Annotated in this window: 17 protein-coding genes and 1 other RNA gene; 10 read left to right on the top strand and 8 right to left on the bottom strand. The window is 54.2% G+C overall.

Annotation, left to right across the window (positions count from 1 at the left end):
* Window positions 1-12 precede the first annotated feature (12 nt).
* Both OGY06_RS19880 and srsR read left to right on the top strand, forming a co-directional pair.
* Window positions 13-759, top strand: coding sequence for an oxidative stress defense protein (locus OGY06_RS19880; RefSeq protein WP_003825465.1), 747 nt, complete (start codon window positions 13-15; stop codon window positions 757-759).
* Between the two features lie 123 nt (window positions 760-882).
* Window positions 883-1,779 carry a LysR family transcriptional regulator SrsR gene (gene srsR, locus OGY06_RS19875; RefSeq protein ID WP_286605898.1) on the top strand — a complete coding sequence of 299 codons (897 nt, stop codon included), beginning with the start codon at window positions 883-885 and terminating at the stop codon, window positions 1,777-1,779.
* On the opposite strand, the gene scpC is transcribed toward srsR, so the two are convergent.
* The 5 genes from scpC to argP all read right to left on the bottom strand — a co-directional run bounded on the left by scpC (window position 1,776) and on the right by argP (window position 8,322).
* Window positions 1,776-3,242, bottom strand: a complete 1,467-nt coding sequence (scpC, locus tag OGY06_RS19870) for a succinyl-CoA:acetate CoA-transferase ScpC (protein ID WP_257662081.1) — start codon at window positions 3,240-3,242, stop codon at window positions 1,776-1,778. The genes srsR and scpC overlap by 4 nt on opposite strands.
* A gap of 24 nt (window positions 3,243-3,266) precedes the next feature.
* Window positions 3,267-4,052, bottom strand: coding sequence for a methylmalonyl-CoA decarboxylase (gene scpB, locus OGY06_RS19865; protein WP_003825473.1), 786 nt, complete (start codon window positions 4,050-4,052; stop codon window positions 3,267-3,269).
* Between the two features lie 10 nt (window positions 4,053-4,062).
* The gene (gene meaB, locus OGY06_RS19860) at window positions 4,063-5,058 is read right to left on the bottom strand and encodes a methylmalonyl Co-A mutase-associated GTPase MeaB (protein ID WP_148361495.1); all 996 of its coding nucleotides are present in this window, start codon (window positions 5,056-5,058) and stop codon (window positions 4,063-4,065) included.
* Window positions 5,051-7,195 (bottom strand): methylmalonyl-CoA mutase, encoded by a 2,145-nt coding sequence (scpA, locus tag OGY06_RS19855; RefSeq protein ID WP_063940906.1) that lies wholly within the window; start codon window positions 7,193-7,195, stop codon window positions 5,051-5,053. Before scpA ends, meaB begins: the two co-directional genes overlap by 8 nt.
* Before the next feature lie 233 nt (window positions 7,196-7,428).
* Window positions 7,429-8,322, bottom strand: a complete 894-nt coding sequence (gene argP / locus OGY06_RS19850; RefSeq protein ID WP_003825477.1) for a DNA-binding transcriptional regulator ArgP — start codon at window positions 8,320-8,322, stop codon at window positions 7,429-7,431.
* Between the two features lie 170 nt (window positions 8,323-8,492).
* Here argP and rpiA point away from each other — a divergent pair, with 170 nt between their 5' ends.
* The gene (gene rpiA / locus OGY06_RS19845; protein WP_003825479.1) at window positions 8,493-9,152 is read left to right on the top strand and encodes a ribose-5-phosphate isomerase RpiA; all 660 of its coding nucleotides are present in this window, start codon (window positions 8,493-8,495) and stop codon (window positions 9,150-9,152) included.
* Between the two features lie 271 nt (window positions 9,153-9,423).
* Window positions 9,424-10,656: a phosphoglycerate dehydrogenase gene (gene serA / locus OGY06_RS19840; protein WP_003825480.1), complete on the top strand. Its 1,233-nt coding sequence runs from the start codon at window positions 9,424-9,426 to the stop codon at window positions 10,654-10,656.
* Window positions 10,657-10,776: 120 nt separating this feature from the next.
* On the opposite strand, the gene OGY06_RS19835 is transcribed toward serA, so the two are convergent.
* From OGY06_RS19835 to zapA, 3 genes are all read right to left on the bottom strand, one after another.
* Window positions 10,777-11,373 (bottom strand): 5-formyltetrahydrofolate cyclo-ligase, encoded by a 597-nt coding sequence (locus OGY06_RS19835; RefSeq protein WP_003825482.1) that lies wholly within the window; start codon window positions 11,371-11,373, stop codon window positions 10,777-10,779.
* Window positions 11,374-11,392: 19 nt separating this feature from the next.
* A non-coding RNA gene (gene ssrS / locus OGY06_RS19830) (6S RNA) lies at window positions 11,393-11,576 on the bottom strand.
* A 41-nt stretch (window positions 11,577-11,617) separates the two neighbouring features.
* Window positions 11,618-11,947, bottom strand: coding sequence for a cell division protein ZapA (gene zapA, locus OGY06_RS19825; RefSeq protein ID WP_003026980.1), 330 nt, complete (start codon window positions 11,945-11,947; stop codon window positions 11,618-11,620).
* A gap of 167 nt (window positions 11,948-12,114) precedes the next feature.
* Between zapA and OGY06_RS19820 the strand changes: the two genes are divergently transcribed.
* The 6 genes from OGY06_RS19820 (at window position 12,115) to gcvH (ending at window position 18,498) form a co-directional block, all read left to right on the top strand.
* On the top strand, window positions 12,115-12,693 hold the full coding sequence (locus OGY06_RS19820; protein WP_003026978.1) for a YecA/YgfB family protein: 579 nt from the start codon (window positions 12,115-12,117) through the stop codon (window positions 12,691-12,693).
* A gap of 24 nt (window positions 12,694-12,717) precedes the next feature.
* Window positions 12,718-14,043, top strand: a complete 1,326-nt coding sequence (gene pepP / locus OGY06_RS19815) for a Xaa-Pro aminopeptidase (protein WP_063940908.1) — start codon at window positions 12,718-12,720, stop codon at window positions 14,041-14,043.
* Window positions 14,040-15,218: a 2-octaprenyl-6-methoxyphenyl hydroxylase gene (gene ubiH, locus OGY06_RS19810; RefSeq protein WP_126317436.1), complete on the top strand. Its 1,179-nt coding sequence runs from the start codon at window positions 14,040-14,042 to the stop codon at window positions 15,216-15,218. The genes pepP and ubiH overlap by 4 nt, the downstream gene beginning before the upstream one ends.
* Before the next feature lie 115 nt (window positions 15,219-15,333).
* Complete coding sequence (gene ubiI, locus OGY06_RS19805; protein WP_003825492.1) at window positions 15,334-16,536, top strand: FAD-dependent 2-octaprenylphenol hydroxylase; 1,203 nt, start codon at window positions 15,334-15,336, stop codon at window positions 16,534-16,536.
* A gap of 452 nt (window positions 16,537-16,988) precedes the next feature.
* The gene (gene gcvT, locus OGY06_RS19800) at window positions 16,989-18,083 is read left to right on the top strand and encodes a glycine cleavage system aminomethyltransferase GcvT (protein ID WP_286605897.1); all 1,095 of its coding nucleotides are present in this window, start codon (window positions 16,989-16,991) and stop codon (window positions 18,081-18,083) included.
* Between the two features lie 25 nt (window positions 18,084-18,108).
* The gene (gcvH, locus tag OGY06_RS19795; protein WP_003026965.1) at window positions 18,109-18,498 is read left to right on the top strand and encodes a glycine cleavage system protein GcvH; all 390 of its coding nucleotides are present in this window, start codon (window positions 18,109-18,111) and stop codon (window positions 18,496-18,498) included.
* Window positions 18,499-18,548: the final 50 nt, after the last annotated feature.

The raw sequence follows: 18,548 nt of genomic DNA, 5'->3' as shown, positions 1-18,548 counted from the left end.
GGAGGAACGACCGTGAAGTTCAAAATAATGGCCCTGGCGGCATTAGTCGGATTCAGCGCACTATCGGTACAGGCAAATGAGTTGCCAAATGGACCGCACATCGTGACTTCCGGAACGGCAAGCGTGGATGCGACACCAGACATCGCTACTCTGGCGATTGAAGTGAACGTAGCTGCAAAGGATGCGGCTTCAGCGAAGAAACAGGCTGATGAGCGCGTGGCACAATATCTGTCCTTCCTTGAACAGAACCAGATAGCGAAGAAAGATATTAGCGCGGCAAACCTGCGCACCCAGCCGGACTACGACTACCAGAATGGTAAAAGCGTCCTTAAAGGCTATCGTGCGGTACGTACAGTTGAGGTCACGCTGCGTCAGTTGGACAAACTCAATGCGCTGCTCGATGGTGCACTGAAGGCCGGTCTGAATGAGATCCGTTCGGTATCGCTTGGCGTTGCCCAGCCGGATACTTACAAAGATAAAGCGCGTAAAGCAGCAATTGATGATGCTATTCATCAGGCTGAGCAGTTAGCTGCGGGCTTTAACAGCAAATTGGGGCCCGTTTACAGCGTGCGTTACCATGTTTCCAATTATCAACCGAGCCCGATGGTACGGATGATGAAAGCAGATGCAGCGCCTGCGACATCCGCTCAGGAAACCTACGAACAGCCGGTTATTCAGTTTGACGATCAGGTTGATGTGGTCTTCCAGATTGAGCCGACGGCGGGGCAACCAGCAGCAACGCCAGCCAAAACCCAGTAATCATTGCAGACCCGGCTTTCCAGCCGGGTTTTTTCTGTGAGCAACTGTAAAAATGAGACCCCACATCCAGTCTTTTTTTTCGCCGTAATGAGGATAGGCCATAGCGATTTTTAAGGGGACGCTATGGATATTTTTATCTCGAAAAAGATGCGTAATTTCATTCTGCTGGCGCAAACCAATAACATCGCCAGAGCGGCAGAAAAAATACATATGACCGCATCGCCTTTCGGTAAAAGCATTGCCGCACTGGAGGATCAAATCGGCTATACGCTGTTTACCCGCAAAGATAACAACATCAGCCTGAATAAAGCCGGACAGGAACTGTATCAGAAGCTGTTTCCCGTTTATCAGCGCCTTTCTGCCATTGATAACGAAATCCATAACGCCTCTCGCCGCTCGCGGGAAATCGTCATCGGGATCGACAATACCTACCCAACGATTATTTTTGACCAGTTGATTAGCCTTGGTGACAAGTATGACGGCGTGACGGCTCAGGCCGTTGAATTCAGCGAGAATGGGGTTATTGATAACCTGTTCGATCGCAAACTGGATTTTATTATCTCGCCGCAGCACGTTTCCCCCCGCGTCCAGGAACTGGAGAATCTGGCGATTAGCGAGCTGCCTCCGCTGCGTCTGGGGTTTCTCGTTTCCCGGCGCTACGAAGAAAAACAGCCGCAGGATCTGCTGCGCGAGCTGCCCTGGCTGCAAATGCGCTTCCAGAATCGCGCCAACTTTGAGGCGATGCTGGATGCATACATGCGACCCTGCGGGATCAACCCGATGATTATCTACCGTCCGTATAGCTTTATGGCCAAGATTAGCGCGGTAGAGCGCGGGCAGTTTTTGACGGTGATTCCTCACTTCGCCTGGCGGCTGGTGAACCCGTCGACGCTAAAGTATTTCGATGCGCCCGGCAGCCCCATGTATATGCAGGAGTTTCTCTATTCGCTGAAAAACCATCGTTATACCGCCACGATGCTTCAGCATATTGCTGAAGATCGTGACGGTGGCGCAAGTTAACCGAGCATCGATCCTGTTTCGAGAAGATTACGATGCAGATCGAACGCATGGCTGAGATCGTGATGGATATGTCCGCCGGGTGCTTTCTCCAGATAGCGGTGCAGATAATCCCGGTAAAGAGGGTGCGCACAGTTATCGATAATCGTGTGCGCCCGCTGCATCGGAGATAGCCCACGCAGATCGGCAATCCCTTGTTCGGTCACGATCACTTTAACGCTATGTTCGCTGTGGTCGACATGGCTGCACATCGGTACGATGGTGGAGATTTTCCCGCCTTTGGCAATCGACGGCGCCATAAAGATAGACAGGTAGGCATTGCGCTCGAAATCCCCGCTGCCGCCGATGCCATTCATCAGGTTCACCCCCGCAACGTGCGTGGAATTGGCATGGCCGTAGATATCAAACTCCAGACCGACGTTGAGCGCAATAACCCCCAGCCGACGGATGATCTCTGGGTTATTGGAGATCTCCTGCGGGCGCAGCACAATCCGGCTGGCGAAGAAGTCCATGTTGTCGTAAATCTTCTGTAGCGACGGGGCTGAAATGGTCAGGCTGGAGGCGCTGGCACCTGTTATCTTGCCCGTTTCCAGCAGATGCACCACCGACTCCTGCAACACCTCCGAATACATCATAAAGGGCGGGATATCCGGGTTCTCGCCCAGTCGCGCCATTACCGCGTTGTTGATATTGCCCACGCCGCTTTGTAAGGGTAGAAACTCAGCTGGAATACGTTTGTGAGCCATTTCTGCCAGCAGGAAAGTGACGACGTTATCGGCAATTTGCTGGCTGACCGGATTGGTTTTATCCGCCGCATTTCCGGCATCGGGCAGCTCGGTATCCACCACCGCAACCACCTTTTTGGGGTCTATCTGCACGCACTGATTGCCTACGCGATCCATGGTATGAAAAATAGGTACGCTGTTACGCCGTGGTGGCGCACCGGGTATCACGATGTCGGCAAACTCCGCCACACGCGGATTATGGTAATGATTTAGCTCGATTATCACCTTTTTCGCCCGCAGCAGCCAGGTGGGTGCATTGCCAATACCGCTGGAAAGCCAAATCCGGCCATCTGGCGCGATAGCGGAGGCTTCAATGACGGCAACATCGATTTCGCCAAAAAAACCGTAATTAACCATTTGCGCCACTTCACTCAAATGGAGATCGACAAACCTCACCTGGCCCTGATTAATTTTCTCGCGCAGGCCCGATGACGTTTGATAAGGCGCACGCCAGGAAACGGCATCCGCCGCGGATAGAACATCATCAGCGGCGGCACCAATTGATGCTCCGGTCAGCAGGCGGATCTGAAAAGGCTGCCCGTTCTGATGCTGTTCGCAGGCGCGTTGGGCAATTGCGCTGGGTAACGCTTTGGGTGAACCCGCAGGGGTAAAGCCGCTAAACGCCACCATATCATCGTGCTGGATAATTTCTGCCGCCTGTTCGGCGCTCATCCGTTTCATGGCCGTCTCCTTCCTCGGACGTGATTAATGGCCAACAAAATTAGGTTTACGTTTTTCCATAAACGCGTTCATCCCTTCCTGATAATCCTCGCTGTCGTACACCGCGCGGCGCATGCCCTGAATACGCTCGAACTCATCGGAATTCATGGTGTGCGCTTCACCCAGCACGCGAAGTTCTTCTTTGATGACGGCGATGGCCAGCGGTGCTTTTTCCGAGATGTGGTGCGCCATTTGCAGAGTGAAATCTTCCAGTTCCTCGACGGGCACGACATGGTTAAGGATCCCGACCGCCATGGCGCGTTGAGCGGTGATGGGTGAAGCGGTAAAAATCAGCTCTTTAACGATGTGAAAACCAGCGTCGCGGGTCAGGTTGTGGATGCCCACCAGGTTATACGGTACGCCAAGGTTGACTGGGGTCATTGAGAAGGTGGACGTTTCAGCGGCGATGATGAGATCGGAACTCATGATCATTTCAAACGCGCCGCCCCAGACGCTGCCTTCGACCATGGAGATCACCGGTTTCGGATATTTTTGGATCATACGGGTTATCTGACGCAGCGGATCGTCATAGGAGAGCGGATCGCGACGTCCGGTCGGGAGTTCATGAATATCATGCCCGGCAGAAAACACTTTGGCCCCGCTCGGGGCGCGCAGAATGATGCAGCGAATGTCCGCACGATTGAGATCGCTCAGCGCCTGCATCAGATCGTCAATAAACACTTTACTCAGGGCATTGAGCTTGCGGGCGTAATTGAACTCAATAACCGCGACTTTCTGGATGATGACCACGTTGACGTATTGATAAGACATAATGTTCTCTTTATTGAAAGTAATGATGCTGAATAAATTCGCTGATGTGCCGCAGACCGGTGCGTGGCGAAAGATCATTGTTTTTGACGGCCTGTAGCGTCTGCTGGAAATAGCGGTCGAAATCAGTGCGGGCAAACAACAGATGCAGGGCTTCTTCTTCAGCCTGCTGGTGTAACCAGTCCACCGCCTGCTGCTGGCGAACTTTTCCCAGTTTACCGCTGGCGGTCAGGCACGTTTTAAAATCGGTTATTGCTTGCCAGACCTCCTCAATGCCGCGTTTTTCCAGGGCGCTACAGGTTAATACCCGCGGCTGCCACTCGTCATATTTACGACGCAGAATATGCAGGGCGGATTCGTACATATGGCGGGCAATGGCAACGCTGGTATGGTTATCACCGTCGTCCTTATTGATGACGACCAGATCCGCCATTTCCATCAGGCCTTTTTTGATGCCCTGTAAATCGTCGCCACCGCCAGCGATTTGCAGTGAGATAAAGCAATCCACCATGCCTGCGACTTCGGTTTCTGACTGCCCTACGCCGACGGTTTCTACAATCACCACGTCAAAGCCAGCCGCTTCGCACAGCAGCATTAATTCGCGGGCGCGCTGGCTGGCACCGCCTAAATGACCGCTGGAAGGGACCGGTCGAATAAACGCAGATTCGGCGCGGGCCAGCTCCGTCATGCGGGTTTTATCGCCAAGAATGCTGCCGCCGCTGACCGGGCTGCTGGGATCGACGGCGATCACCGCTACCCGTAATCCGTGGTGGATAAGCAGCATGCCGAATGCTTCCAGGAAAGTGCTTTTGCCCGCGCCCGGCGTACCGGTGATCCCTAAGCGCAGGGCGTTACCGGTGAACGGCATAATCGCGTCCAGCAATTGCGTACTCAGCGGCTGGTGGCGCGGGTGGTTGCTTTCGACCAGCGTCATCGCCTGGGCGAGCGTAGCCCGTTCACCGAGTCGCAAACGACGGACGGTATCTTCAAGCGTGGCGGCGTTAATCATGATGCTGACTGATACGGGTTAACACATCGCGGACGCTGTCGAGCATTGGCGTGCCGGGGCCATAAATGGCTGCCACGCCATGCTCGTGCAGAAAGTCGTAATCCTGCGGCGGAATAACACCTCCTGCTACCACGCAGATATCTTCACGCCCCCATTTTTTGAGTGCGGTAACCAGTTCCGGGATCAGCGTTTTATGGCCGGCGGCCAGCGATGAGGCACCAATCACATGCACATCGTTTTCTACCGCCAGGCGGGCGATCTCTTCCGGTGTGGAGAACATCGGGCTGAGATCGACATCAAAGCCGAGATCGGAGTAGGCGCTGGCGATCACCTTCGCGCCGCGATCGTGGCCGTCCTGACCCATCTTGGCGATCAGAATACGCGGGCGGCGGCCATTTTCCGCGAGGAACTGTTCGGTTTGCGCAACGATGGTATCGAACTCATCGGCGGATTTATCAGACTGATGATAGCTTTGCGCAATCACTCCGGTGACGCACTGGCTGGGAACCAGATACCGATCAAAAGCGACTTCCAGCGCGTCGGAGATTTCACCCAGCGTGGCGCGAACGCGGGCGGCGTTGACGGCAGCAGCCAGCAGGTTTTCATTATGTTGCGCGGCGTGGGTCAGCGCGGATAGCGCGGTCTTGACGGCATCGTTGTTGCGGGTGGTGCGGATATGTTTCAGCGAGGCAATCTGCTCGTTGCGCACCTTCACGTTGTCGATCTCCAGTACCGACGTCTCGTCTTCTTTATCCAGCTTGTACTTATTGACGCCGACGATAACGCGCTTACCCTGGTCGATCAGCGACTGTTCACGCGCGGAAGCTTCTTCGATCATCCGTTTAGGGAGCCCGGCTTCGATCGCTTTCGCCATGCCGCCTGCCTCATCAATCTGTTTGATGATCGTGCGTGCCTGCTTCACGATTTGATCGGTGAGTGACTCGACGTAATACGATCCGGCCAGCGGATCGACGGTGCGGCAGATCTCTGATTCTTCCTGAATGATGATTTGCGTATTACGCGCAATACGGGCGGAGAAATCGGTGGGCAGACCGAGCGCTTCATCAAAGGCGTTGGTATGCAGCGACTGGGTACCGCCAAGCGTAGCGCCGAGTGCTTCAATGGTAGTACGCACCACGTTGTTGTACGGGTCCTGCTCGGTCAGGCTCCAGCCGGACGTCTGGCAGTGGGTACGCAGAGCGAGAGATTTCGGGTTGGTCGCACCAAAGCTACTGACCGCTTCACTCCACAAATAGCGCGCTGCGCGCAGCATGGCGACGTTCATAAACAGATCCATGCCGATACCGAAGAAGAACGACAGGCGCGGGGCGAAGTCATCAATTTTTAGTCCGGCGGAGAGTGCGGCTTTGATGTATTCAATACCGTCTGCCAGCGTAAACGCTACCTGCTGCACGCAGTTCGCTCCGGCTTCACCCATGTGATAGCCGCTGATGCTGATGGTGTTAAAGCGCGGCATGTTGCCGGAGCACCAGGCGATGATGTCGGCGATAATGCGCATGGACGGTTTTGGTGGATAAATGTAGGTGTTGCGGCACAGGTACTCTTTCAGAATATCGTTCTGAATGGTTCCGGTGAGTTGTTCCGGTGTTACGCCTTGTTCTTCTGCAGCGACGATATAAAATGCCAGCACCGGTAGAACCGCGCCGTTCATGGTCATCGATACCGACATCTTATCCAGCGGGATCTGGTCGAACAGTATCTTCATATCTTCGACGGTATCGATCGCCACGCCCGCTTTGCCGACGTCACCCGCCACGCGCGGGTTGTCAGAGTCATATCCACGATGGGTGGCAAGGTCAAAGGCGACGGAAAGCCCTTTTTGCCCGGCGGCGAGGTTGCGGCGGTAAAAGGCGTTGGACTCTTTGGCGGTAGAGAAACCAGCGTATTGACGAATGGTCCACGGCTGCGCGGTATACATGGTGGCGCGCGGGCCACGCACGTAAGGCGGCAGACCGGGAAGGGTGCCCGTGACTTCCAGATTATCGAGGTCTTCTTCGGTGTACAGCGGCTTGATGGCAATCCCTTCCGCCGTCTGTCTTTCCAGCGACTCGACGGTTTTTTCCCGTCGACTGAGTTCTTTATTGGCGAGTGTTTGCCACTCCTGCACGTTTGCCATTTTTTGCTCCGTATTACGCAATAAGTTGAATCTTTGCGAATACGGTGAGCTTTTTCATTTGGCTTGTCGCCAGCAAAAAATAGCCAACAGGGCGTCGTTTTTTGCCGCGTGGCGTGTTTGATTTTGTGATTTATTTCAAAGACGTGGCGGGAATAGCATGAAAAGAGGGTAAAAGACTTGTCGGCCGGATAGGGCGTTACGCCACCATCCGGCACTCAGAGGTTATGAGCGGTTTAATCCTGACGCAGTACGTTGTGACCATAGGCCAGCAGCGCATCGGTGACGTTGCGCATCATGCGGCTTTCCGGCGCAAAACGGTGCCAGTACAGCATCCGGCGCTGGAACAGGCCCGGCGTTAAGTCGATAAGTTCGCCGCTTTCCAGTTCTTTCTCAATCTGCAAGTGGGGGATCATGCAGCAGGTCGTTCCCTGACGCGCCAATTGAACAAAGGCTTCAGACGAGTTAACGATATGGCACGGCACGCTGCCCGGCGGCAGGTCGAAGTTTTGTTGCAGGAACGCCTGGTGCATATCATCAAGATGGTCAAACGCTACCGCTGGGGCTTTCAGCAGGGCAGAGCGGGTGACGCCGTTAGGGAAATAACGCTCGGCGAAAGGTTTAGAGCCAACAAACAGGTAGTCCAGCGCGCCGAGTTTATCCACCAGACAGCTTGGCAGCGCCTGATGTTGAATACTCACCGCACCGACCACTTCACCACGACGCAGACGTTCCTGAGTTCGGGTTTCATCCTCAACCTGCAGGTTCAGCCGAATCGGCGAATTTGCCAGTACCGGAGCCAGCGCCGGAAGCAACCAGGTCGCCAGACTGTCGGCGTTCACCGCCAGTGAGAGCAGCAGCGGCGTCGAACCGGTTTGTTCATCACCCAGCCACTCGTCTTCCAGCAGTTCAACCTGACGCAAAAGCGCCAGTAGTTTTTGCCCCTGTTCGGTTGGGCGTGGTGGTACGGTACGCACCAGCAGCGGTTGTCCGAACATATTCTCAAGCTGTTTTATGCGCTGTGAAACCGCGGATTGCGTGATGCACAGCTTTTGCGCCGCGCGCTCAAATCCTCGTTCACGAATAACCGCATCCAGTGCTTGTAGTGTTCTGTAGTCCGGACGTTTCATTGCTTTGACGCACTCCTGAAAATTTTGCTTGTTCTGCACTATGACACAAATTTAGGTTGGGTAAAGACGAAATCCGCCGCTTGCGAGCGGGTGTGGGGACATTTTTCTGCACAATGTTCTATAATGCGCGTGAATTTTCCCACCATATTCACACCACAGGCGAAACGATCATGACGCAGGATGAACTGAAAAAAGCAGTAGGATGGGCGGCACTTCAGTATGTACAGCCCGGTACCATTGTGGGCGTAGGTACAGGTTCAACAGCCGCACACTTTATTGATGCGCTGGGCACAATGAAAGGTCAGATTGAAGGTGCGGTATCCAGTTCGGACGCTTCAACCGAAAAACTCAAAAGCCTCGGTATCCACGTGTTCGATCTTAACGAAGTGGACAGCCTCGGCGTATACGTTGACGGCGCGGATGAAATCAACGGCCACATGCAGATGATCAAGGGCGGCGGCGCAGCGTTGACCCGTGAAAAAATTATTGCTTCCGTGGCGAAGAAATTTATCTGCATTGCCGACGCGTCCAAAGAAGTCGATATTCTCGGTAACTTCCCGCTGCCGGTTGAAGTGATCCCAATGGCGCGCAGCGCTGTGGCTCGCCAGTTGGTGAAGCTGGGCGGTCGTCCTGAATACCGTCAGGGTGTAGTGACGGACAATGGTAACGTGATCCTTGATGTACACGGTCTGGAGATCCTCGATGCCATCGCGATGGAAAACGCCATCAATGCGATTCCGGGCGTGGTAACCGTCGGTCTGTTTGCCAACCGTGGTGCGGATGTCGCGCTGATCGGTACGCCAGACGGCGTGAAAACTATCGTAAAATGATCTGACGGGAGTGTCTTCTCCCGTTAAAAAAATTTTGGCAGGGCAAATTTGGTGACTTGTGTCACGTTTATAATATTGTCCTGCCGATCTCTCCAAGGAAAAAGTTATCGCCAGTATTTTCCTCTGACATTTCTCTCTGAATGACATTTCTTCAGCACGGCGACGCAAACGTTCATATTGCCGCAATATTATTTTTTGATATGTTGAAGAGACGGATGAAAATCCCACACACAACACATCAGTTTGAACAAAAAAAGACAGGGTCGGGGAAATGGCAAAGGTATCACTGGAGAAAGATAAGATTAAATTTCTGCTGGTTGAAGGCGTGCATCAAAAAGCGCTCGAAAGCCTTCGTGCAGCAGGTTATACCAACATCGAGTTTCATAAAGGCGCTCTGGACACTGAACAACTGAAAGAGTCCATCCGTGATGCCCACTTCATTGGCCTGCGATCCCGTACCCATCTGACTGAAGATGTGATTGACGCCGCAGAGAAACTGGTCGCGATTGGCTGCTTCTGTATCGGCACCAACCAGGTTGATCTCAGCGCTGCGGCAAAGCGCGGGATCCCCGTGTTTAATGCGCCATTCTCTAACACGCGTTCCGTTGCGGAACTGGTGATTGGCGAACTGCTGCTCCTGCTACGCGGCGTACCCGAAGCAAACGCCAAAGCACACCGCGGCGTGTGGAATAAACTGGCTACCGGCTCGTTTGAAGCGCGTGGCAAAAAACTGGGGATCATCGGCTACGGCCACATTGGTACTCAGCTAGGCATTCTGGCGGAATCGCTGGGGATGCACGTCTATTTCTATGATATTGAAAATAAACTCCCGCTCGGCAACGCCACGCAGGTGCAGCATCTTTCCGACCTGCTCAATATGAGCGACGTGGTCAGTTTGCACGTACCGGAAAATGCCTCCACCAAAAATCTGATGGGCGCGCGTGAGATTGCCTTGATGAAACCAGGCGCACTGCTGATTAACGCCGCACGCGGCACAGTTGTTGATATTCCTGCGCTGTGCGACGCGTTAGCGACCAAGCACCTGGCAGGGGCAGCAATCGACGTATTCCCAACCGAGCCGGCAACCAACAGCGATCCTTTCACTTCGCCGCTGTGTGATTTCGACAACGTGATCCTGACGCCGCACATTGGTGGTTCAACGCTGGAAGCACAGGAAAACATCGGTCTGGAAGTGGCTGGGAAACTGACCAAGTATTCCGACAACGGCTCTACGCTGTCTGCAGTTAACTTCCCGGAAGTTTCGCTGCCGCTGCACGGCGGTCGTCGTCTGATGCACATTCACGAAAACCGTCCGGGCGTACTGACTGCGCTGAACCAGATTTTTGCCGAGCAGGGCGTCAACATTGCCGCGCAGTATCTGCAGACTTCCGCACAGGTAGGTTACGTGGTTATTGATATTGAAGCGGATGAAGATGTGGCAGAGAAAGCGCTGCTGGCGATGAAAGCCCTTCCGGGAACCATTCGCGCTCGTCTGCTGTACTGATTTCCTCTACATGGGCAGGCGGTTGACCTGCCCATCTTTCCTCTGATTTCCCGGCCTCAAAATCTCTTCCTGTCACGCATACATTCTGTTTTCGAGCCTTGCCGCAATTGGCAAAAAAAGCTACCACTCCCAGATTTTGGATGGCGTCACCACCGCAGGCAGTGGGATATCCCATTCTTCGACAGGCAGCTTTTCCACTCGCTGACAATCGTGCGCGTAGCCTACGGGCTGGATCTTATGCTGCTGCCAGTTTTGCAACGTACGGTCATAAAATCCACCGCCCATACCCAGGCGTTGCCCGACCTCATCAAACGCCACTAACGGCGTAATCAGTACATCCAGTTGTGAGAGCGGCAATACGTCACGTACATCAAGTCGTGGTTCCTGGATCTTTAAGCGATTGGTTACCAGATCGCTGTGCGGATGGTAGTGCAGGAACAGCAGGTTGCCAGGGCTGAAGGGATGAAGAACCGGAAGATAGACGCGCTTGCCCGCTCGCCACAGCTGATCTATTAGCGGCTGGGTATCGAGTTCGCCATCGAACGAGAGGAATACCGCCACCGTATGAGCGAGTACAACAGGGGGATAACTGAGCATTCGGGTCGCGGCTTGCTGACCGTATTGTCGTTGCTGTTCGGAGGTAAGCGCACGACGACGTTGCCGAATCAGTTGACGGATTTCTTGCCGGGATAAAGGGAGTTCAGAAAGTAATGTCATGGCTGTTGCCAGGTAGAAGGGAATCTCCGAGATGCCGCCGCAGGCTGTAACCCTTGAACCCTTGGTTCAAGGTGAATGCGTCGTCACAGTTTTAAGGCTTCTCGGACGGGCCGAGCATGCTCACCAACCGTGGAGCGCCACATTCTTGTGGTATGAAATATCGGCTCAGGGGACTGGCCCGCTTGCAAACATCTCAGAGAAATTTTGTCTTCACGGTCACTCTACCACAGTAAACCGAAAAGTGTTATTCAAAGTTTTGGCCCGTTTTTTCGGTTATGCGACCCTGATCAAGCAACGCCTGTTCGATGGTCTGTTGTAGCATCCGAATACGTTGTTCCATGCTCGCCGCGTACTCACGCGTCTTCGCTTTTTCCTGAGTTAATTCATAGCTGATGTTCAACGCGGCGATGAAAACCAACTGCTCAGTATTTGTGACTCTAGTGCGAACTTTCAGATCTTGCAATCGCTGATTGAGATCGTCCGCAGCCTGATTCAACGCATCCCTTTGTTCAGGCGGGCAATTCACTCGCAGTGAACGGCCAAATATTTGGATATCGACGGGTTGTGCAGACATGCCACCTTCCTGCTGATTGACTGCGCTGCCTTCGTCTCCAGACCGTGGGTCCGCGAAGGGGCGACACTATAGCTACCCTGGTATCAAGATACAAGCCCTTTTCTGGTCCACCAGGGTCCAAAGTGGTAGCATACCATGAATATTCCTCCCTTTGATGACGAATGCTTATGTCTATACAGAACGAAATGCCTGGTTACAACGAAGTTAGCCAGTTTTTGAACCAACAAGGGGCTGGATTAACCCCGGCCGAAATGCACGGCTTGATAAGCGGAATGATTTGCGGCGGAAATAACGACAGCTCATGGCAGCCGCTGCTGCACGACCTGACGAACGAAGGTCTGGCCTTTGGTCACGAGCTGGCTCAGGCGCTGCTGAAAATGCACTCAGCCACCAGTGATGCCCTCGAAGACGACGGCTTCCTTTTTCAGCTTTATCTGCCTGAAGGGGATGACGTCAGCGTGTTCGATCGCGCCGATGCGCTGGCGGGATGGGTAAACCACTTTTTACTGGGCCTTGGCGTCACGCAACCGAAGCTCGACAAAGTGACCGGCGAAACCGGGGAAGCGATTGACGACCTGCGCAATATCGCTCAATTGGGATATGACGAAGACGAAGATCAGGAAGAGCTGGAAATGTCGCTCGAAGAGATCATCGAATACGTGCGCGTAGCCGCCTTGCTGTGTCATGACACGTTTACGCGTCAGCAGCCGACCGCGCCGGAAGTCCGTAAACCGACTCTGCACTAAGAACGAAACGCAAAGGAGAGTGTGATGAGCGAGATATCTCAGCAAGAATTCCAGCGTCGTCGCCAGGCTTTACTGGCACAAATGCAGCCCGGCAGCGCCGCGCTGATTTTTGCCGCACCGGAAACGACGCGTAGCGCGGACAGTGAATACCCTTACCGCCAAAGCAGTGATTTCTGGTACTTCACCGGTTTTAACGAACCTGAAGCCGTGCTGGTGCTGATCAAAAGTGATGACACTCATAACCACAGCGTTTTGTTCAATCGGGTTCGCGATCTGACGGCGGAGATCTGGTTTGGCCGCCGTCTGGGCCAGGATGCTGCCCCGGCAAAACTTGGCGTTGACCGGGCGCTGGCCTTCAGTGAAATCAATCAACAGCTGTATTTGCTGCTCAATGGTCTGGACGCGGTATACCACGCCCAGGGCGAGTATGCCTGGGCCGACGAGATTGTGTGCACGGCGCTGGATAAACTGCGCAAAGGCTCCAGACAAAATCTGCACGCGCCTGCCGCGATTATCGACTGGCGTCCGATGGTGCATGAAATGCGCCTGTTCAAATCACCGGAAGAAATCGCGGTCATGCGTCGTGCCGGAGAAATCACCGCACTGGCGCATACCCGCGCGATGGAAAAATGCCGTCCGGGAATGTTTGAATACCAGTTAGAAGGGGAGATTCACCATGAATTTACCCGTCATGGCGCGCGTTATCCGTCCTATAACACGATTGTCGGCAGCGGTGAAAACGGCTGTATCCTGCATTACACCGAAAATGAAAGTGAAATGCGCGATGGCGATTTGGTGCTGATTGACGCTGGCTGTGAATACAAAGGCTATGCGGGTGACATTACGCGTACCTTCCCGGTAAACGGTAAATTTACCCCAGCACAGCGTGAAATCTACGATATCGTACTGGAATCCTTAGAGACCAGCCTGCGTCTGTATCGTCCCGGAACGTCCATTCAGGAAGTCACTGGCGAAGTGGTGCGTATCATGATTACGGGCCTGGTACAGCTTGGCATTCTGCACGGTGATGTCGATCAGTTGATTACCGAAAATGCGCACCGCCCATTCTTTATGCATGGTCTAAGTCACTGGCTGGGTCTGGATGTGCACGACGTCGGCGTTTATGGTCAGGACCGCTCACGTATTCTTGAGCCGGGAATGGTACTCACCGTCGAACCGGGACTGTATATCGCGCCGGATGCTGATGTACCACCGGCTTATCGTGGTATCGGCATTCGTATTGAGGATGACATCCTCATCACCGAGGACGGCAATGAAAACCTGACCGCCAGCGTAGTGAAGAAAGCTGATGACATTGAAGCCTTAATGGCTGCGGCGCGACTGCAATGAGTGTGATTATCGTTGGTGGTGGTATGGTTGGCGCGACGCTGGCGCTGGCCATTTCTCAGCTCAGCCATGGGACTCTGCCGGTTCATCTGATAGAAGCGAGCGAACCTGAAACTGACCGCCATCCCGGGTTTGACGCCCGGGCGATCGCGCTGGCGGCAGGAACCTGCCAACAGCTGGCGCGAATTGGCGTATGGCAGGCGATTGCCGATTGCGCAACGGCCATTAAAACGGTTCACGTCAGCGATCGCGGCCATGCCGGATTTGTGACGCTGGATGCGCAGGAATACCGTATTCCTGCTCTGGGCCAGGTGGTAGAACTGCACGACGTCGGGCTGCGTCTGTTTGCGCTGCTGCGCAAAGCACCGGGTGTCACATTGCACTGCCCCGACCGCGTAGCCAGCGTGTCGCGCACGCAGGATCGCGTTGAAGTGACGCTGGAGAATGGCGAGATGATTACCGGTCGCCTGCTGGTGGCTGCTGACGGCACGCGTTCCGCACTGGCGACTGCCTGCGGTGTTGACTGGCTGCAACAGCCTTATGAGCAACTGGCGGTGATTGCCAACGTCACGACCTCTGTACCGCACGACGGGCGAGCGTTTGAACGCTTCACGCAATATGGCCCGCTGGCAATGCTGCCAATGTCTGACGGTCGCTGCTCGCTGGTGTGGTGCCATCCACTGGAGCAGCGTGATGAGATCATGACCTGGTCCGACGAACAGTTTTGCCGTGAACTACAAACCGCTTTTGGCTGGCGACTGGGACGTATTACCCAGGCTGGTAAACGCAGCGCTTATCCGCTTTCGTTAACTACGGCGCTGAAAGCGATTACCCATCGTACCGTGCTGGTAGGGAACGCCGCCCAGACGCTGCATCCCATTGCCGGGCAAGGTTTCAACCTTGGCCTGCGCGATGTAATGAGCCTTGCTGAGACGCTGACGCAGGCGCAAAACGGCGCGGAAGATGTCGGTGATTATGCGGTGCTGGCACGTTATCAGCAGCGCCGCGAGCGCGATCGCGAGACGACGATTGGTGTGACCAACAATTTAGTGTATTTGTTTGCCAATCACTGGGCCCCGCTGGTTGTTGGGCGCAATGTCGGGTTGATGGCGATGGAATTATTCACCCCTGCGCGCGATGCGCTGGCGGAGCGGACCCTGGGTTGGGTTGCACGATAAATATGACCTGTAGGTCGGATAAGGCAACGCCGACATCCGGCAAGGGTCCCCGCAAAAATGCCTGATGGCGCTGCGCTTATCAGGCCTACGGATTACAGGTTTCGAGGTATAAACAGTGCAAAGTGTTGATGTAGCAATTGTTGGTGGCGGCATGGTGGGACTAGCGGTTGCCTGCGGCCTGCAGGGCAGCGGGTTGCGCGTTGCGGTGTTAGAACAACATGTTCCGCAGCCGTTGGCGGCGGATGCTCCTCCTCAGCTTCGCGTTTCGGCCATTAATGCAGCCAGCGAAAAACTGCTTACCCGTCTTGGCGTCTGGTCCGACATTGTTGCTCGTCGCGCTTGCTGCTACCACGGCATGGAAGTCTGGGACAAAGACAGCTTTGGACGTATTGCGTTTGATGACCAGAGCATGGGCTACAGCCATTTGGGTCACATCGTTGAAAACTCAGAAATCCATTATGCACTGTGGCAAAAGGCGCAGCGTTCAGCGGATATTACGATGATGGCGCCAGCTGAAATACAGCAGGTGGCCTGGGGCGAGAACGAGGCATTTCTGAGCCTCAAAGATGGCGCAATGCTGACGGCGCGTCTGGTCGTCGGTGCCGATGGCGCTAATTCCTGGCTGCGCAATAAAGCGGACATTCCGCTCACCTTCTGGGACTACCGTCATCATGCGCTGGTGGCGACTATCCGTACGCAGGAAGCTCACGGTGCGGTTGCGCGTCAGGCGTTTCATGGCGAGGGGATTCTGGCATTCCTGCCACTCAGCGATCCGCACCTGTGCTCTATCGTCTGGTCGCTCTCGCCGCAGGAAGCAGAACGTATGCAGCAGGCAAGCGTTGACGAGTTTAATCAGGCGCTGAATATCGCCTTTGATAATCGTCTGGGGCTGTGCAGCCTTGAAAGCGAACGTCAGGCGTTTCCGCTGACGGGACGTTATGCCCGCCAGTTCGCGGCCCATCGTCTGGCGCTGGTGGGGGATGCGGCGCATACCATCCACCCGCTGGCGGGTCAGGGGGTTAACCTTGGCTTTATGGATGCGGCGGAACTGATCGATGAGCTTAAGCGGCTACAGCGTCAGGGAAAAGATATTGGTCAGTATCTCTATTTACGCCGCTACGAGCGCAGCCGTAAGCATAGCGCAGCGCTGATGCTGGCGGGGATGCAGGGTTTCCGTGAACTGTTTGCAGGCGAGAATCCGGCGAAAAAACTGCTACGCGATATTGGGCTGAAACTGGCCGATACCCTGCCGGGCGTAAAACCACAACTCATCCGTCAGGCGATGGGACTGAACGATCTTCCCGAGTGGTTACGTTAGTGTCCGTAAGGACAATCTTAAGAGTTTGAGACCCGTCACACTTTCCTCTCCCGGCCTTCGCGCCGGGGTGCTTCTCTCATTTGAAATAATCTAATTCCACTCCTTTTTTCGCATTAGTTTTTCTAATTTTACGTTTTTTTCATAACGCCATTTTTGACATTTTTTCCACATTTAATATGGATTGGTGCTGTAATTTTGCGCTTATATTCGTTTGTTGTTCTGATTAATTGTTATGTGTATGGAGTTTTATTCTGTTAGCGATCTGGCTGTTTTTCGCCATAAGCTAATGTGATGGTTAATTTTGACTTATGGTTTAGCGTCTGTTTCGGTGGTAAGTTCAGGACAAAGAGAACGTTTGCGTCGTAGCCCCTGGAGCGGCTGCGGTGCTGGGTTTCGTGGCGAAAATTTCACCGCGAAAGAGTTGGTAGCCCCGCTTATTCAACGAGGAAAAGATGGCTCAACAGACTCCTTTGTACGAACAACACACGCTATGTGGCGCGCGCATGGTCGATTTCCATGGCTGGATGATGCCACTGCATTACGGTTCTCAGCTCGATGAACACCATGCTGTTCGCACCGACGCCGGAATGTTTGATGTGTCGCATATGACCATCGTCGACCTGCGCGGTAGCCGCACCCGGGAGTTCTTGCGTTATCTGCTGGCAAACGACGTCGCGAAGCTAACGAAGACGGGTAAAGCCCTCTACTCCGGGATGCTCAACGCTTCGGGCGGCGTGATAGATGACCTGATTGTCTACTACTTCACTGAAGATTTCTTCCGCCTCGTTGTAAACTCCGCCACCCGCGAAAAAGACCTCTCTTGGATTACCCAACACGCTGAACCTTACGCCATCGACATCACCGTTCGTGACGACCTGTCGCTGATTGCGGTGCAGGGTCCAAACGCGCAGGAAAAAGCAGCTACGTTGTTTACTGACGAGCAGCGTCATGCGGTTGAAGGCATGAAGCCGTTTTTCGGCGTTCAGGCAGGTGATTTGTTTATCGCAACCACCGGTTATACCGGCGAAGCAGGTTATGAAATTGCCATGCCGAATGAAAAGGCGGCAGATTTCTGGTGTGCGCTGGTTCAGGCTGGTGTCAAACCTTGCGGTCTCGGCGCGCGTGACACCCTGCGTCTGGAAGCGGGTATGAACCTGTATGGCCAGGAGATGGACGAAGGTATTTCTCCGCTGGCGGCCAACATGGGCTGGACCATCGCGTGGGAACCGGCTGACCGCGACTTTATTGGTCGTGAAGCGCTGGAAATGCAGCGTGAAAAAGGCCACGAACAGCTGGTCGGGCTGGTGATGACTGAGAAGGGCGTGCTGCGTAATGAACTGCCGGTGCGTTTCACCGATGCTTCTGGCAACCAGCATGAAGGCATTATCACCAGTGGCACATTCTCCCCAACCCTGGGTTACAGCATCGCGTTGGCGCGTGTGCCTGCGGGTATCGGTGAGACTGCGATCGTACAGATCCGTAACCGTGAAATGCCGGTAAAAGTGACTAAACCTGTTTTTGTGCGTAACGGCAAAGCCGTCGCGTAATTCATCCTTTTTTGGAGATTGATTGATGAGCAACGTACCTGCAGAACTGAAATACAGCAAAGAACACGAATGGCTGCGCAAAGAAGCTGACGGCTCTTACACCGTTGGTATCACCGAACACGCTCAGGAGCTGTTAGGTGACATGGTTTTCGTTGACCTGCCAGAAGTTGGCGCCACCGTCAGCGCGGGCGATGATTGCGCCGTTGCGGAGTCCGTAAAAGCGGCATCCGATATCTATGCGCCAGTAGGCGGTGAGATTGTTGCGGTTAACGATGCGCTCAGCGACTCCCCGGAACTGGTCAACAGCGAGCCGTATGCGGGTGGCTGGATTTTCAAAATCAAAGCCAGCGATGAAAGCGAAATTGAATCGCTGTTGGATGCGACCGCATACGAAGCTTTGTTAGAAGACGAGTAAATACGCTTTTGCCGGATGGCGCTGCGCTTATCCGGCCTACAAAGCATGCG

Origin of the sequence: Citrobacter sp. Cpo147, assembly GCF_030332405.1 — a bacterium.
GTDB classification, from domain to species: domain Bacteria; phylum Pseudomonadota; class Gammaproteobacteria; order Enterobacterales; family Enterobacteriaceae; genus Citrobacter; species Citrobacter portucalensis.
Note: the sequence above shows the minus strand (reverse complement) of the source record. Positions and strands in the feature narration are given on the sequence as shown.